14 protein-coding genes are annotated in these 15209 nt (G+C 72.7%); 5 read left to right on the top strand and 9 right to left on the bottom strand.

All coding sequences use genetic code 11. From position 1 onward, the window contains the following. The first annotated feature begins 2 nt into the window (after positions 1–2). Positions 3–3197: an FtsX-like permease family protein gene (locus H4W31_RS31925; RefSeq protein ID WP_192770018.1), complete on the top strand. Its 3195-nt coding sequence runs from the start codon at positions 3–5 to the stop codon at positions 3195–3197. Next, positions 3194–5968, top strand: coding sequence for an ABC transporter permease (locus H4W31_RS31920; RefSeq protein WP_318783522.1), 2775 nt, complete (start codon positions 3194–3196; stop codon positions 5966–5968). Before H4W31_RS31925 ends, H4W31_RS31920 begins: the two co-directional genes overlap by 4 nt. A gap of 21 nt (positions 5969–5989) precedes the next feature. Here the strand turns inward: H4W31_RS31920 and H4W31_RS31915 are convergent, their stop codons facing one another. Next, positions 5990–6256 (bottom strand): helix-turn-helix domain-containing protein, encoded by a 267-nt coding sequence (locus H4W31_RS31915; RefSeq protein ID WP_192770017.1) that lies wholly within the window; start codon positions 6254–6256, stop codon positions 5990–5992. A 90-nt stretch (positions 6257–6346) separates the two neighbouring features. On the opposite strand from H4W31_RS31915, the gene map reads away from it, so the two are divergent. Then, positions 6347–7165, top strand: a complete 819-nt coding sequence (gene map / locus H4W31_RS31910; protein ID WP_192770016.1) for a type I methionyl aminopeptidase — start codon at positions 6347–6349, stop codon at positions 7163–7165. A gap of 47 nt (positions 7166–7212) precedes the next feature. Here the strand turns inward: map and H4W31_RS31905 are convergent, their stop codons facing one another. The 5 genes from H4W31_RS31905 to H4W31_RS31885 form a co-directional block, all read right to left on the bottom strand. Beyond that, the gene (locus H4W31_RS31905) at positions 7213–7620 is read right to left on the bottom strand and encodes a VOC family protein (protein WP_192770015.1); all 408 of its coding nucleotides are present in this window, start codon (positions 7618–7620) and stop codon (positions 7213–7215) included. After that, on the bottom strand, positions 7617–7979 hold the full coding sequence (locus tag H4W31_RS31900; protein WP_192770014.1) for an ArsR/SmtB family transcription factor: 363 nt from the start codon (positions 7977–7979) through the stop codon (positions 7617–7619). Before H4W31_RS31900 ends, H4W31_RS31905 begins: the two co-directional genes overlap by 4 nt. Next, the gene (locus H4W31_RS31895) at positions 7957–8397 is read right to left on the bottom strand and encodes an SRPBCC domain-containing protein (RefSeq protein WP_192770013.1); all 441 of its coding nucleotides are present in this window, start codon (positions 8395–8397) and stop codon (positions 7957–7959) included. The genes H4W31_RS31900 and H4W31_RS31895 overlap by 23 nt, the downstream gene beginning before the upstream one ends. Before the next feature lie 186 nt (positions 8398–8583). Next, entirely contained in the window at positions 8584–9585 is a 1002-nt protein-coding gene (locus H4W31_RS31890) for an aldo/keto reductase (RefSeq protein WP_192770012.1), read from the bottom strand. A 220-nt stretch (positions 9586–9805) separates the two neighbouring features. Next, positions 9806–10231, bottom strand: coding sequence for a DUF6069 family protein (locus H4W31_RS31885; protein ID WP_192770011.1), 426 nt, complete (start codon positions 10229–10231; stop codon positions 9806–9808). A gap of 131 nt (positions 10232–10362) precedes the next feature. On the opposite strand from H4W31_RS31885, the gene H4W31_RS31880 reads away from it, so the two are divergent. Continuing rightward, positions 10363–11532 (top strand): sensor histidine kinase, encoded by a 1170-nt coding sequence (locus tag H4W31_RS31880; protein WP_318783521.1) that lies wholly within the window; start codon positions 10363–10365, stop codon positions 11530–11532. Beyond that, a complete protein-coding gene (locus tag H4W31_RS31875; RefSeq protein WP_192770010.1) occupies positions 11520–12182 on the top strand; it encodes a response regulator in 663 nt (220 codons plus the stop codon). Before H4W31_RS31880 ends, H4W31_RS31875 begins: the two co-directional genes overlap by 13 nt. 324 nt (positions 12183–12506) lie before the next feature. On the opposite strand, the gene H4W31_RS31870 is transcribed toward H4W31_RS31875, so the two are convergent. The 3 genes from H4W31_RS31870 to H4W31_RS31860 form a co-directional block, all read right to left on the bottom strand. Continuing rightward, on the bottom strand, positions 12507–12668 hold the full coding sequence (locus H4W31_RS31870; RefSeq protein ID WP_192770009.1) for a hypothetical protein: 162 nt from the start codon (positions 12666–12668) through the stop codon (positions 12507–12509). 65 nt (positions 12669–12733) lie between these two features. After that, the gene (locus H4W31_RS31865; RefSeq protein ID WP_192770008.1) at positions 12734–13930 is read right to left on the bottom strand and encodes an ABC transporter permease; all 1197 of its coding nucleotides are present in this window, start codon (positions 13928–13930) and stop codon (positions 12734–12736) included. Further along, complete coding sequence (locus H4W31_RS31860) at positions 13917–15026, bottom strand: peptidoglycan-binding protein (RefSeq protein WP_192770007.1); 1110 nt, start codon at positions 15024–15026, stop codon at positions 13917–13919. The genes H4W31_RS31865 and H4W31_RS31860 overlap by 14 nt, the downstream gene beginning before the upstream one ends. Positions 15027–15209: the final 183 nt, after the last annotated feature.

Below are 15209 nucleotides of genomic sequence, written 5' to 3'. Positions count from 1 at the left end.
GGGTGCTGAGGCTGCTCGGGTTCCGTGCCCGCGCACAGTGGCCGCTGCTCGCCGCGCTGCTGGCGGTCGTCGCGCTCGGCGCGACCCTGCTCGGCACCTGTGCGTTGCTGATCACCAGTACCGCCGATCGCGCGTACGAGGTCGCCGCGGCCCGCGCCGCCCCCGGCGAGGTCGACGTCACCGCCTACATCGTCACGGTGCCGGGGGTGCACGCCGGCACCGTGGCCGCCGACACCCGCGAACTGGTGACCTCGACCCTCGCCCCGTTCTCCGCGACGACGACCACACGGGCGTCATCCGCGCTGCGGACGGTGCCGGAGGGCCTGGCCGGCCAGACCGACGTCCCGACCGAGACGTACCTGTCGGCAATGGACGACCTGCCGGCCCGCGCCGACCTGGTCGACGGGCGCTGGCCACGGGCTGCGGGCGGGGGCGGGAGCGCGCCGCTGGAGGCCGTCCTGCTCGAACCCACCGCGCGGCTGCTCGGGCTCACCCTCGGCAGCCGTGTCCGGCTCGGCGCGGAGCTGAACAGCGAACCCGCCCCGCCGGTCGAGGTGACCGTCGTCGGCGTCGTACGCCCGCTGCCCGGCACCGGCTGGGACCGTGACCCGCTCGGCGGAGCCGGCTACAACCTCGCCTTCAGCGACGGGCGCCAGCCGCAACTGGTACACGCGTACGGTCCGGTCGTGGTCGATCTCGCCGATCTGCTCTCCGGCGGCCACACCGTCGACCGGATGGAGATCACCGCCCGACCCGACCTGTCCGCCCCCGCCCGTCACGACCTGGATATCGTCGCCGGGGCCGTACGCGACGCCGACCGCCGGCTGGCGGGAATCCTCGGTGACCGGGTGCGGATCGAGAACCTTGCCTCGCCGCTGCCGCAGACGTTGCTGACCGCCCGCGAACAGCAGCGGGTGACCGCCGCCACGGTGCTCGCGATCGCCCTGCTCGGCGGTGTCCTGACCGCGGTCGCCCTGGCGCTGGCCAGCAGGCTCACCGCCGGGGTACGTGCCGGCGAGACCGGCCTGCTGTTGACGCTGGGCTTCAGCCGTGGTCGGCTCGCCGCCGGAACGGCCGTCGAGGGCGGTGCGCTCGCACTGGTCGCCGCCGCGCTCGCGCTGCCCGCTTCGTCTTTGCTGCATGCCGGCCTGACCCGGCTACCACCGCTGGCGGGTGCCGGCCTCGCCGGGCCACCGACCGTGACCGCCCCGCAGGTGCTCGTCGTCGTTGGCGGCGTACTGGTGCTCGCCGCCGTGCTGGTGGTCCTCGCCGTACGGCCCGCCGCCGCGGCCGGCGACCGGCGTGACCTGCGTGCGCTGCTGGTCCGTTCCGGTGCCGACGTGTTGCTCGTGGCGTTCGCCGCCGTCGGCCTGTGGCAGTTGCACGCCCAGACCACCGGCGCCGACACCCGGCTCGACGCGGTCCGGGTGGTCGCGCCCACGCTGCTGCTGGTCGCGGGCGCCTCGCTGGCCCTGCGTCTGGTGCCGCCCGCGCTGCACGGTGTCGAGCGGCTGGCCCGCCGCGCCCGTGGGCTGGCACTTCCGCTGGCCGCGTTCGAGGCTGCGCGCCGACCCCAGGCGGTCGCCACGGGCCTGCTGATCGGCCTTGCCTGCGGAGCCGGCACCTTCGGGGTCGCCTTCGACGCCACCTGGGAACGGTCACAGCACGACCAGGCCGACCTTGCGGTCGGTACCGACCTGGCGATCGCGTTGACGACCTCGCCGGTCGCCGGGCAGGGCGTGGCCGTCAGCGCGGCGACCGGTGGAGCGGTGAGCCCGGTCGCCGGGCGTGGCGTCGCCATCGGTCAGTGGCTCGGCACCGCCGGTGACGCACCCCGGCTGGTCGCCGTGGACAGCGGCCGGGCCGGGGCCCTGCTCCGCGGCCGGCTGGACGGCGACCGTAGCTGGGCGCAGGTGGGCGCCGCGCTGGCGCCGTCGTCCCGCGCCGTCGGCGTTGCCCTCCCGGCCGGATCCGCACTGACCCTGACCGGTACGTCGACCGGTGCGACCCCGGTCCTGGTGACCCCGAGGTTGCTGTTGCAGGACGCCACGGGCCTGCGGACGACCTGTATCGGCGCGCCCGTTCCGCTCGACGGCGCGGTGCACCGACTCCCGGAGTGCGTGCCGACCGACGGGCTGGAGCTGGTCGCCGCCTCCCTGCCGATGGTGGCCGATCCGTCCGCCGGGCCGGCCGGCCCTGGCCGTAGCCGCGTCGCCGTGACGCTGACGGCCCCGGGGGCGGTCGCCCCGGCCGGCGCGCCCTCGTGGACGGCCACCTCCGCGCCGCCCGCACCCGAGCAGCTCACGGATTCGGCCGCCGCGCTCGCCAGCACCGCTTCGGGGACCGAACTGAGGATGACGACGAGCGTCCAGCTCGCCGGTCCCGAAGGGGCGGCCCGCGACCTCGTCGCGACCGCCTTTCCCGTACCCGAGGCGGTGCCCGTGGCGGTCTCGGCCCGCCTCCTCGACGAACTCGGGGTACGTCCCGGCTCGTCCCTGAGCATCACCGTCGGCATCTCGGCCGTCTCCGTGGTCGTCGTCGAGGTGGTGCCCGAGGTGCCGTCGGCCCCCGGTGCCGCCGCCATCCTGGCCGACCTGGATCTCATCTCCCGGGCCATGGTGGTCGCCGGCAACCTGCAGTATCCGGTCGACGGCTGGTGGGTCGGTCGACCCGCGCGGGCTGACGCCGCCGCCCGCGCCGCCGCCCTGCACGTCGGCACGATCACCACCCGTGCCGGCGAGACCGACCGGCTCGCCGGCGGGCCGCTGCGCGCCAGCCTGCCGGCCGCGCTCGGGCTGCTCGTCCCGGCCACCGTCCTGTTGCTGGTCGCCGGTGTCGTACTGCATGTTCTCGTCGACCTGAGGGCCCGGGCCGTCGAGGTGGCGCGGCTGCGCGGGCTGGGGATGACCCGACGGGAGGTCCGGACGGTGCTGTTCGGCCAGTACGCCGGCCTCCTGCTGCCGCTGCTCCTGGCAGGCGCGGCCGTCGGCGCGCTCGCCACTGTCGTCGTCGCGCCCCCGCTGGTCCGTTCCGACCTCGGTGCCGCGCCGGTCCCGCCCGTCGTGCCGTACTGGCCGTGGGCGGCCGAGACGGCGCTGCTCGCCCTGCTGCTGGCCGGTTGCCTGCTCGCGGTGGCGGTCGTGGTCACCGTCCGGACCCGCCGCGCCGACGCCGGGTACCTGAGGATGAACTCGTGATCCGGCTGCGGCGCCCCGCGGTGCACTGGCCGACCGTTCGTAGCCGCCCCCGCGCCGATGCCGGGCCGCTGCTGTTGACCGGGATCGTCGTCGCGGTGGTCGTGCTGTTCGCCGGTGCCGTGCCGCCGCTGATCCGGGCCACCGCCGACGACGCCGTGCAGGACGCGGTACACCGGGCCGGCGACGACGCCGCGGTCCGGGTGCACGCCCAATGGGAGCCGGACACCGGTCCGGGCGGCGGGCGGGTCCGCGACCCGTACCTCGCCGAGGCCGTCGACGACCTGCGCGGGATGGCCCGGGACGAACTCGGATCCGAACTGCGGTCCGTGCTGCGTCCACCCGTCGCCACCGTCAGCAGCAGCGTACTCAAGATCACAGACGGCAGCGTGCAACGTACCTTCCAGCTCAACTATCTCGGCAGCGACCCCGCCGGTGGGGGACCGGGCCTGACCTGGATCGCGGGCGGAGCCCCCCGGCCCGCTGTCCCGGAGGTGGAGAGCCGTATCGAGGTGCCCTACGGCGGTCCGCCGTGGCCGGTGCAGGTGGGCCTCTCCAAGGCGGACGCCGATGCTCTCGGTGTGGGTCCGGGGGACCGCATCCCGGTGGTGGACCAGCGGAAGCGGGAGAAGCACATCCTGGTCAGCGGCGTCTTCCAGCCGACGGACAGCGACGATCCGGCCTGGCAGCTCGCACCCTGGCTGCTGGGGCCCGTTTCCGGTGTGGACGGCGTGGGCAGCACGCGGCTCGCCGGACTGCTCTCCGCAGAATCCCTGCCCGACGCCCGGCTCGCCTTCCCGGACGAGGAGTTGGAGCGCGTCGTCTGGTTCGATCCCGATCCCGAGATACTCACCCGTGACTCCGCGGAGGCCGTCGCCGCGACCGTGGTCGCCCTGAAGACGTTGTCGGCCTCCTCCGGCGTCCGGGACAGCTCCCTGCGCTGGGAGACCCGGTTCGACGCCGTGCTGCGGCAGGCGCGGATCCAAGTCGGTGCCGCGACCGCGCAGGCGTCCGTGCTGCTCGTGGGAATACTGACCGTCGCGGTACTCGTGCTGGTGCTCGCCGCCGACCTGCTGGTCCGTCGCCGATCCCTGGCGTTGACGGCCGCCCGGCAGCGCGGAGCCGCCCTGCCGGATCTCGCCTCGGAACTGCTGATCGAGTCCACGTTGGTGACGCTGCTGGCCGCCGTGGCCGGGCTCGGGCTGGTGGTCGCGGTCGCACCGGGCATCTCCTGGCGCTGGGCGGCGCCGGTGCTCCTCGCCGCGGCCGTCGCCGCCCCAATGCTCGGTACCCTGACCGCCGCCCGGGCCACCCGGGACCGACGCGTCCCCGCCAACCGGGGCGCGCGCCGCTGGATCCGCCGGACCGGGCAACTGCGCCGGGCCACCCTGGAGGTCGCGGTCCTGGTCGCCGCGGTGGCCGCCTTCACCGCGCTGCACCAGCGCGGGATCCTTCCGGCCGTTTCCGCCGCGCCGACCGGCCCGGGGCCGGGGGAGGACGGCGGCGTGGCACTGCCGGCGAGCGCCCCCGCGCTCGGGGCGCTCACCGGCGCGCTGGTACTGCTGCGGCTGCTGCCCCTGGGTACCCGCCTCGCGCTGCGGCACTCCCTGCGCTCACGCCGGCCGCTCGCGGTGTTCGGCGCGGCGCGGGCGGCCGTGACGTCGGCACGCGTCCTTCCACTGCTGGTCCTGGTGACCTCCGTCGCGCTGGCGTCGTTCGCCCTCACGCTCCGGGCCACCGCCGTCGAGGGCCTCGCCGAGGGCGCGTGGCGCACCGTCGGCGCCGACGCCCGACTCGACGTGAGCCCCGCCGGCGCCGCTTCCACCGCAGCCCTCGCCCAGCGCATCGCCGCCGCGCCCGGAGTGCGGCAGGTGGTGGCCGCGCAGGTGATCGATGGCGCGCGGCTCGCGGTCGATTCGACGCTCGTCGCACCCCGCCTGGTGATCGTGGACGCCGCCGCTCTTGCGCGGCTCCGGGCCGCCACGCCGCTGCCGGGCGGGCCGGAACTCGACCGGCTCGCGGTGACCGGCGCCGCTCCCGGTTCCGTCCCGGCACTGGTGCGCTCCGCCGACGGCCGGCTCCGGTCCGGCACGAGGATGGAGCTGCGCCGCGAGGACGGTCCGAGCCTCCAACTCGCGGTGGTCGGTGCGGCGCCCGCCGTCGGCGACGCGGACGACGTGGTCATCGTCGACGCCGCCGCCATCGCCGCCGCCGGGGTGCCGGTCGTTCCGAACACGGTGTGGGCGGCTGGCCCCGGCGCGGGTCGGGCGGTCGCCGACAGTGCGGTCGCGGCCGACGTCGTGGTACGCGAGGACGTGCTGGCGCAACGCCGCACCGCGCCGCTCTCCGCCGGGCTGCTGCGGCTGTGGGCGGCCTCGATCGTGATGTTTCTGGCGATGGGCCTACTCGGACTGGCGCTCGGCGCGGCAGCGGGCGCACCTGAGCGATGGCAGACACTGACCAGGTTGAGGACGCTCGGCGTGCGGCCGACGGAGGCCCGCCGGATTGCCGTCGGCGAGTTGCTACCGCCGGTGGTCGTCGCCGCGGTGGGCGGTCCGCTGCTCGGGGTGGTACTCGCCGGCCTGACGATCGGTCCGCTCGCCCTGCGGCTGCTCACCCTGCAGGTTGCCGACTCCACTCTGGTGCTGCCGTGGTGGGAGGTCGGCCTGCTCTCCGTCGCGTTGCTGGTGGCGGTCGTCGTGGTGGTGCAGGTCGAGTTCGCGGTACGGCGCCACCGGCGGCTGGGCGAGGTGCTTCGGGCAGGCGAGGGCTAGATCGGGGCGGCTGGTCTGTCTCTAGGACGCCTGGCGGATGGGCATGTCGGCCAGCCAGACGTCGGCCAGGTCGCTGAGGGGGACGTCGAGGGCCTGGCTGAGGCAGACCACGGTGCCGAACGCCGGTGCGGGAAGGCGGCCCGCCTCGATCTTGCGCAGCGTCTCTGGGGAGATGCCGGCCGCCAGGGCCACCTCGACGTGGCTACGGCCGGCCCGCGCGACCCGGAGGGCGGCCCCGAGGCGTTGGCCCGCTGCGATCTGTTCGGCGGTGAGCGGTTGGCGAACCATGACAGCAGGATATCCCTCCGGGGCGTCCCCGACCTGGCGTGGTATAAAAATACTGGTATAAAAATACCGCATCCGGAGAGGGAGGCTGTCGTGATCGAGCTCAAGTCCGCCGAGGAGATCGGCCGGATGGCGGTGGCCGGCCAGTTCGTCGGCGAGTTGCTCGGCGAGCTGAGTGGTGCGGCCGCGGTCGGCGTCAACCTGATGGACCTCGAGCACCAGGCCCGCCGCCGGATCAAGGAACGCGGCGCCGAGTCCTGCTACTGGGACTACGCTCCTTCGTTCGGCCGGGGCCCGTTCCGCAACGTGCTGTGCCTGTCGGTCAACGACGCGGTGCTGCACGGCCTGCCGCACGACTACGTTCTGCGGGACGGTGACCTGCTCAGCATCGACATGGCGGCCGGCATCGACGGCTGGGTCGCCGACTCCGCGCTCTCCGTCATCGTCGGCACCCCGGACCCGGCCGACCTGAAGCTGATCGAGGCCACCGAGGTCGCATTGGAGGCCGGCATCACCGCCGCCCAGCCCGGCGGACGCCTCGGCGACGTCTCCGCCGCGATCGGCCAGGTCGCCCACTCGTACGGCTACCGCGTCAACGCCGAGTTCGGCGGGCACGGCATCGGCCGTACCATGCACGAGGCCCCGCACGTCGCCAACAACGGCCGCCCCCGCCGTGGCGTGAAACTCGACCCCGGCCTCACCATCGCCATCGAGCCCTGGTTCTGCCGCTCCACCGACAAAATCAAGTTCGACAAGGACGGCTGGACGATCCGCTCTGCCGACGGCTCCCGCACCGCCCACTCCGAACACACGGTCGCCATCACGGAATCCGGCCCCCAGGTCCTGACCCGCCGCCCCACCCACGGTGCCGCCTCGGCCGATCCGAGCAAGAAGCCGGCCACGGCCTCCTGACCCATCGCCCGGCACAGCCCGTCCGGGCGGAGGTTAGGCGCATGCCTTCAGGGCGCCATCATCGATGGCTGAACCGGGTCGGCGATCCGGACGATGTGGGGAATGCCAACCGGGTTGCTGATCCAGTGGGCGGCCAGGCCGGACGGGAACGGCTCGAGTTCGTCCTGGGGTATGACGCCATGCCGTGCGAGGTGGTCGGTGGCCACTGCCACATCGTCGGTGAACAGCTCGAGCCAGATGTCGGCGCGTGCGTAGTTGTCGACCTGGTCGAGCCAAAGCTTCACCGGGCCAAACTGCACGGATGCACAGCGCGAGACGACTCCCTCCACGCCTTCGCCGGTCTCGTCTGTGACGTCCATGCCAAGAACGTCCCGGTAGAAGGTGACCGTCTGCTCGAACTGTGCCTTGGGCAGCTTCATGGCAATGTTCTGGCCGCCGCGGAACTGCGGTGTCATGGGTTGTCCTTCGACTGTTGATCCAGGTGATGTTGCAGAGCCCGTAGGTGGGTATCCCAGTCTCGGCTCAGCGCGGAAAGGAACGACTGCGCCACGGCCATGGGCCGGGACTGGAGCTGGAAGAGGATCCGCCGCCCGACGGACTGGGTCTGGACCAGGCCGGCGTCCGACAGCAGGGTCAGGTGTTTGGTGATTGCCTGCCTGGAGATGGGCAGGCGGTGGGACAGGTCGGTGGCCGTGGCCGGGCCGCCGGAGGCCAGTTCGGTGAGAATGCGCCGTCGGGTCGAGTCGGCCAGTGCGGTGAACACCGCGGCAGCGACCGCCTCTGCTTCGTCCTCATTCCTCGGCAGCGGCGGCATTGAGATATTCGACCAGTTCTGCGAGCTCGTCCCGCCAACCTTCGGCGTTGCCGTGAAAGGCGTCGACGAGTTCGTCCGGCAGTTGAGCGAAGCCGGTCTCGACGACGGTCAGCCGGGTGCCGGCGCCGATCGGCTCCAGACTGAACTCGACGTGCGTACGGCGTGGGTCACTGGGTCCGAGCCCGTCGACGGCCCAGCTGTAGGCAAAGCGACGTGGCGGGTCCACGACTTCGATCCAGAGTGTGTGCGCCCCGTACTCCACCCAACGCACGTGTGCCTCGCCGCCCGGACGCAGGTCAACGTCGGCGCTGTCGCCGAACCAGCTACCCAGCCCTTCGGCCGTCGTCAGCGCCGCCCACACCCGGTCGGGGGAGTGATCAAGGTCAACAGTTCGTTCTATCCGGTCAGGGACAGCCATACCCTTAGCTCCTTCGCAACCATCCGGTTGCGATAGACACTATCGCAACCGGATGGTTGCGACAAGTCGGAGGCGCCACGACATCAGGAGTCTCCCGTCGACCGAAGACGACGGCACCACGAACACGGGGCAGCCCGGGCGGTACGCGAGTCACCGGGTCTGGCTCCTGGTCGCCCGGGTGCCGGGTCAGCTATCGCCGGACGGGGTCGGCACGTCTTCCGGTAGCAGGCCGGTGTCCTTCATTCCTCGCCAGAGTTCGGGCGGGATCGGATACGCCAGCAGTGCGGAGCTTTCGTCCACCTCGTGGGGTTTCCGCGCGCCGACCACCACGGTCGCGACGGCCGGGTGCCCGAACGCGAACTGGATCGCGGCGGCCAGTGGCGGAACGTCGTACCGGTGGCAGAGGTCCCGGAGTGCGCGGACGCGGGAGAGCAGCGCGTCGGGTACCCGGGAGTAGCCGTAGGCGGCGCCGGTTCTCGGCTCGGCGAGCAGGCCGGACTGGAATACGCCCGCCGCCATCACCGCGATCTCACGCTGCCGGCACAGTGGCAGCAGGTCGGCCAGCCCCGACTGGTCCAGCATCGTGTAGCGCCCGGCGAGCAGGACGCAGTCGGGTCCGGGGGCGGGTGCCTCGCGGATGAATCGGGCCGCCACGTCGGCGTGGTTCACGCCGAGCGAGACGGCTCGGATCACTCCGGCGTTGCGAAGATCGGCCAGCGCCCGGTACGCCTCGGCGAGGGCCGTGGGGTAGTCCTGATCCGGATCGTGCACGTGCAGGACGTCGACCCGATCGAGGCCGAGGCGTTCCAGACTCTGTTCCACGGACCGGATCACGGCGGGATAGCGGTAGTCAAGACGAGGGCCGACGCCGGATGGCGGGTCAGCCCAGATCGACTGGGTGTCCGGTCCATCCGGCTCGATCAACCGGCCCACCTTGGTGCACAGGACGTACTCGTCGCGCGGCCGGGGGCCCAGCGCCAGCCCGGTACGGGTCTCCGAGCGGCCGTACCCGTAGACCGGTGCGGTGTCGTAGAGCCGGACGCCGAGGTCCCAGGCGGCGTCGATGGTGGCGCGGGCCTGCCCGCCGTCGACCGAAGCGAACATGCCACCGATGGGGGCCAAGCCAAGACCGAGTCGGCTGACGGAGACGCCGCTACGCCCGAGCGGCACCAGGTCGTGCGAGCGCATCTGTCGTCTCCGGTGAACGGTCGGCGAGGGTACGACGACTGTACCCGCCATGATCGATTTGTTGGCGTATCAGCGGAACCGGGGAAGAGGGCACGCCGCGGCACCGTGCCGGTCGCGAGCGCCCGCCGGACCAGGACGGCGGGCCGGCCGCGCTGGACACCGCGGTGCAGAACGCCAGGAGCGCGACGGAGATGACGATCCGATCGTCGCGCTGTCATCGTCATCGGCAGTTCAGTCGGCGGGGCAACCCGATGATCAGGATGGCACCGACCGTCAGGTGCATGCCGAGCAGCACCAGCCGGCTGCTCGTGTCGACGCCGCTGCCCAGCGGCGCGGCCAGCGAGAGCAGCAGCACGATCGACGCGATGATGCGGTACGTCAGGACGGGGCGGCCGACGGTGCGCTCCAGCAGCGCGAGCAGGCCCCAGGCGGCCAGGCCGGCGATCAGCGCGCTGACCGCGACGGCGGCCGGGTCGATGTGCCGGGTACCCCCGCCCTGCCGGACGGCGAGGTCGATGCCGCCCCACGGGTCGTTGACGGCCCACAGCAGGAGCGCGCCGGCCGATCCGGCGGCGACCGTGATCGCACGGCCGGTACGTCGGGTGATGGTCCTGTTCGTGTCGGTTCGTTGCATCTGGCTCGTCATGCCGAGAAGCATCATGGTGCGGGACCTGTGCCCGCATCGGCCCGCAAGCTGCGCCGATGCCGTCTTAGGAGAAGCCGACCACCATCTTCCGGATGATGCCGGCTCCGGGTGCCCACGGTTAGCCTCGCCGGGTGAACAGCATCGCGCCCCGGCCGGAGGAATGCGACCACCGCGTCAGCACCGCTGCCCTCGCCGCGATCCTGGGCCCGTCCGGGGTGCTGATCGCGGTCACGATCCTGGGATGGTGGAGCGACCGCCCACCCGGTCCGCTGCTCGCGTTCGACGTCACCGTCGGTGTGCTGAGCTGGCTGGTGACGGCGCTGACGCTGTGGCGGCCGGTCGCCGCCACCGCCGTCCTCACCGTGCTGGCCGCGGTGTCGCCGGCGGCCACTCCACCGGCCACGATCGGCGCGCTGCAGGTGGCGCGACGCAGGCGCGCCCCGGTCGCGATCGCGGTGGCGGCGGCCGGGGTCGCCGCGCACGCGGTCCAGGGTCTCTGGCGGTCTCACGGCGGCATGTCGTACGGATGGTGGCTGGTCCTGACCGCCATCAGCTACGGCGCGCTGCTCGGCTGGGGCGCCTGGGCACAGGCCCGTGCGGCCCTGATCGGCTCGCTGCACGAGCGGGCCCGCCGCGCCGAGGCGGAGCAGGGCCGCCGGGTGGCGGAGGCGCGCATGCTGGAACGCCGCAAGATCGCTCGGGAGATGCACGACGTCCTCGCACACCGCCTGTCCCTGCTGGCCACGTTCGCCGGCGCGATGGAGTACCGCCCGGACTCCTCACCCGAGCGGTTGTCCCGGGCCGCGGGCGTTGTCCGGGACGGCGTGCACCAGGCGCTCGACGAGTTGCGCGAGGTGATTTCGCTGCTGCGCGACGACGACCCGCCGCACGGCGAGGGCATCCGCCCGCAGCCGGTGCTGGCCGACGTCCCGCGCCTGGTCGAGGAGTCCCGCGAGGCCGGTACCGAGGTGTCGCTGCGTGCGGCGGTGGACGAGCCGACCGAGGCGCCGCCGGCGGTGGCCCGTACGGCGTACCGGGTGATCCAGGAGGGCCTGACCAACGCCCGCAAGCACGCCGCGGGCCAGCAGGTTCGAGTCGACCTGCGCGGCGGGCCCGGCGCGGGACTGGAGATCGACGTCCGCAACACGCTGGCACCGCACCGTACGACGCTGCCCGGGTGGTCCGGGGGCGCCGGCCTGGTCGGGCTCACCGAGCGGGTGCAGCTGGCCGGAGGGCAGCTCGACCACCAGGCGATCGACGGCGAGTTCCGGCTGCACGCGGCGCTACCATGGCCGGCATGACCCCGCCGGTACGCGTGCTCGTCGTCGATGACGACGCGCTCGTCCGCGCCGGGCTGACCATGATGCTCGACGGCGCCCCGGGCATCGCCGTGGTCGGTGAGGCCGCCGACGGTGACGAGGCCCCCGCCGCGACCGACGCACACGGCCCCGACGTCGTACTGATGGACCTGCGCATGCCCCGGGTCGACGGCATCACCGCGACCCGCCGCCTGCGGGCCCGCCCGCGCCCGCCCGAGGTCATCGTGCTGACCACCTTCGACACCGACGAGAACATCCTGCACGCGCTGCGCGCCGGAGCCAGCGGTTTCCTGCTCAAGGACACCCCGCCACCCCGGATCGCCGAGGCGATCCGGCAGGTCGCCGCGGGTGAGCCGATCCTGTCGCCACGGATCACCCGTCGCCTGATGGACCGGGTCGCCGTCCAGGCGGGCAGCTACGCCCGCGCCCGGGCCACCCTCGCCGCGCTCAGCCCGCGCGAACACGACGTCGTGGTGGCGATCGCCCAGGGCCGGAACAACAACGAGACAGCCAAGGCACTCAACATGACCCTGGCCACCGTGAAGACCCACGTCTCGCACATCCTGACCAAGCTCGACCTCGACAACCGTACCCAGATCGCCCTTCTCGCCCACGACGCCGGCCTCGCCTGACCGCAGTTTGTGGGACCTCCGCGAGACCCCGGTAGCCGTGCTGAAGCTCTTCCCAGTACGCCGGTACGGAGATGAGCTGCCCCGGGGTGGTCACTCCGTCCCGTAGCTGCTCGCCCATTTCCTTCAAGATCGGGTTGGTGCTGTCCGCCATCATCGTGGCCAGCAGGTGCCGGCGGCGCTGGTCGTCGTGCAGCAGTTCGCCGTAGGAGGTTTGGGAGAACTTGGCGAGAAGGCTCTCGACCGTGACGTCGGCCGGTCGTTCGTTCATCGGGTCACCTCTACGTTGATCCAATTCGCAGCTCGGCGGGACGGGGACTCGCGGTGTCAGTGGGGCAGGGCAGGAACGGTGGGCAGTTCGGGCAGCGGGCAGTCGCCGCTGATCTCGCCGAAGCCGTTGGCGGAACTCTTCGATGTGGACGTCAGGGAGTCGAGCTTGCCGACGAGGCTGATGATGTCCAGGATCCCGGAGGCAGACCGGGTCCGCACCAAGCTTTGCGGCGGTGGCCGCGACGACCGGTGGGAGCAACACCGCATCCGGCTGATCCGGTGGGTCAGGATGTCCGTAGGGCGTCGGTGGGAGGGACGTTGGCGGCGCGTAGCGCGGGATAGAGCCCCGCGATCATCCCGGCGGCGACTGAGACGGCGGTCGCGCCCCAGAGCGCCCCGGGCGGGATCAGGACGATCCAGCCCTGGTGGACGGAGATCGCCGTCGTCACGCCGGTGCCGACGGCAATGCCGGCGCCCCCGCCGAGAGTGGAGAGCACCAGCGCCTCGGTGAGGAACTGCGCCGCGACGTGGCCGCGTGTCGCGCCGAGCGCCCGACGCAGCCCGATCTCGGTACGCCGTTCCAGCACCGAGATCACCATGACGTTGGCGATCCCGATTGCGCCGACCAGTAGCGCGATGGCGCTGAGTCCGAGGAACAGGCCGGCGCCGGCTTCCTTCACCGCGAGTTGGGCGGTGAGCACCTCCGACGGTCGGCTGACCTCCACCCGGGCCGGGTCGACCGGGTTGGCGGTGCCGGCGAGCAGCCCCGCGACGTCTGTCACCCGCTCGGGGTCGGTACGCAGGTAGAGCCGGCTCGGGTGACCGTCGTACCCGAGGAGGTGTTCGGCCGAGGCGAACGACACCAGGGCGGACTGGTCGATCTCCGGCGCGAGCGGGAACGGTGTGAGGATGCCGACGACGGTGTACCAGTGGTTGCCGAGCCACACCCGGGGACCCGCGCTGACGTCGTCGATGCCGAGCGTCGTGGCGGCCTGGTAGCCGAGCACGGTGACCGGGTACGGGCCGGCGTCCAGGAACGTGCCGGTGAGCAGTGACCCGTCGAGCGTGGCGAGCAGCGAGGCGTCGCAGGCGCGTACCGCCCGTCCACCGGTCCGGCCGGCGGGCACCCGGTCGTTGCGGTAGATGTTGCTGCTCAGCTTCGCGGTCGGCGCCACCGACCGTACGGCGGGGATCTGCCGGATCATCGGCGTCGCGCTGGTCGGGAGTCGCGTCTCGGCACCGTTGGAGTCGGTGCCGTTGCCGACGGTCAGCAGGTTGGTGCCGAGCTGGTCGATCTGGGCCAGTAGATGGGACTGGCTGGACCGGGTCAGCCCGATCACCGACACGACCGAGGCGATGCCGATCGCGATGCCGAGGCCGGAGAGCAGGGCGCGTACTCGGCGGGAGCGGAGTCCCAGGGTGCCGGTCGGCAGCAGGTCTCGGGTGCGCAGTCGGCTACGCGGCGAATCAGGCGTTGTCACGGGGCACCCGCACCTGCTGGCCCTGGGTCAGATCGTGCCCGCTCACCTCGACCAGTCCGGCGGTCTCGTCGAACAGTCCGGTCCGTACCGACACCCGCCGGCTCGTCCCGCCGTCGACCACGACGACCTCGTACTGGCCGCCGGGTACGGCGTTGAGCGCGGTGATCGGTACCGTCAGCACGCCGCGGCGGGACTGGACGGTTATCGCGACGCGTACCGGGGCCTGGTCCAGGAAGCCGCTGACGGCTCCGGTCATCCGCACCGTCACCGGCACCGTCGGCCCGGTCGAGATGTCGCCACCGGCGGAGTTGGCGCTGCCGTCCGACCCGCTGGACGTGGCGGCGACCGCACCGATGTGGGTGATCTTCCCGTCCCGGGTCGCCCCGTCGGGCAGGGTCACCAGGACCGGGTCGTCCACCTTCGCGCTGGGCAGTTGCTGTGGCGAGAGCGCCATGGTGACCGCCGACTGCTCGCTGGTGCCGCGTAGCACCGGCACGCCCGGCTGCACCTGGGTACCCAGTCCGAGGTCGTGGCCGGCGATCCGGATCGCGTCGGGCATGAAGACGACCCGCCCGAGTGGTAGTGCACCGGTCACCGCCAGGCCGGCGTCCCGCTGCCAGCGGCGGAGCGCGTAGTGGGTAGCGAGGCTGAAACGCCGGTCCACGGTCATCCGATCGCCGTGCCCGAGAGCCTTGAGGTTGGCCTCCAGTTGTTGAACGTCGGCGCCGTCGTCGATGCCGATCTCGAGAGTGCGCCAGGAGGGGCGGCTGCCGTACATCAGCACTACCGGCTTGCCGTCGACCTCGTAGAGGACCCTGCCCCGACGTACGGTCTGGCCGGCGGCCGGCAACCGGGTGAGGATTCCGGGACCCGGCGCGATCACCTGGTACGCGCCCGCGTAGCCGAGCGTGCCGTTGACCTGGGTACGCTCCGACAGGTCGGCGGTGCGTACCTCGGCGGTTCCGGTGCTCACGGTGGTCGCCGGAGGCCCCTCGACGTCCTGCGCCCGGCTGTTCGTCACCAGGATGCCCGCTGCTCCGGCCAGGCCGGCGGCGACTGCCACCCCGGTCACCACCGTCGTACGTCTGCGGCTCATCTCGCCGACCCTTCGCGTCGTCGGCGCGGGGTAGGGGTGTGGCCGCGTGCCGGGCGGGCACGATCGCTGCGTCCGTTCATCCGCCCACGATGGCCCGCCTCGCCGGGTGAGCACTTCCCCCGGAAGAGGTGTCCGGGCCCCCTCTTATTCGGGGAGGTCGGAGCACTGGAAGCGCCGCCTCCG

The sequence above is a fragment of the Plantactinospora soyae genome (assembly GCF_014874095.1).
Classification (GTDB): Bacteria; Actinomycetota; Actinomycetes; order Mycobacteriales; family Micromonosporaceae; genus Plantactinospora; species Plantactinospora soyae.
Note: the sequence above shows the minus strand (reverse complement) of the source record. Positions and strands in the feature narration are given on the sequence as shown.

Coding starts and splice junctions, on each gene's coding strand:
- H4W31_RS31915 (WP_192770017.1), bottom strand. CDS start 6,256: ATGGTTCGCCAACCGCTCACCGCCGAACAGATCGCAGCGGGCCAACGC.
- H4W31_RS31905 (WP_192770015.1), bottom strand. CDS start 7,620: ATGACACCGCAGTTCCGCGGCGGCCAGAACATTGCCATGAAGCTGCCC.
- H4W31_RS31900 (WP_192770014.1), bottom strand. CDS start 7,979: ATGCCGCCGCTGCCGAGGAATGAGGACGAAGCAGAGGCGGTCGCTGCC.
- H4W31_RS31895 (WP_192770013.1), bottom strand. CDS start 8,397: ATGGCTGTCCCTGACCGGATAGAACGAACTGTTGACCTTGATCACTCC.
- H4W31_RS31890 (WP_192770012.1), bottom strand. CDS start 9,585: ATGCGCTCGCACGACCTGGTGCCGCTCGGGCGTAGCGGCGTCTCCGTC.
- H4W31_RS31885 (WP_192770011.1), bottom strand. CDS start 10,231: ATGACGAGCCAGATGCAACGAACCGACACGAACAGGACCATCACCCGA.
- H4W31_RS31875 (WP_192770010.1), top strand. CDS start 11,520: ATGGCCGGCATGACCCCGCCGGTACGCGTGCTCGTCGTCGATGACGAC.
- H4W31_RS31860 (WP_192770007.1), bottom strand. CDS start 15,026: ATGAGCCGCAGACGTACGACGGTGGTGACCGGGGTGGCAGTCGCCGCC.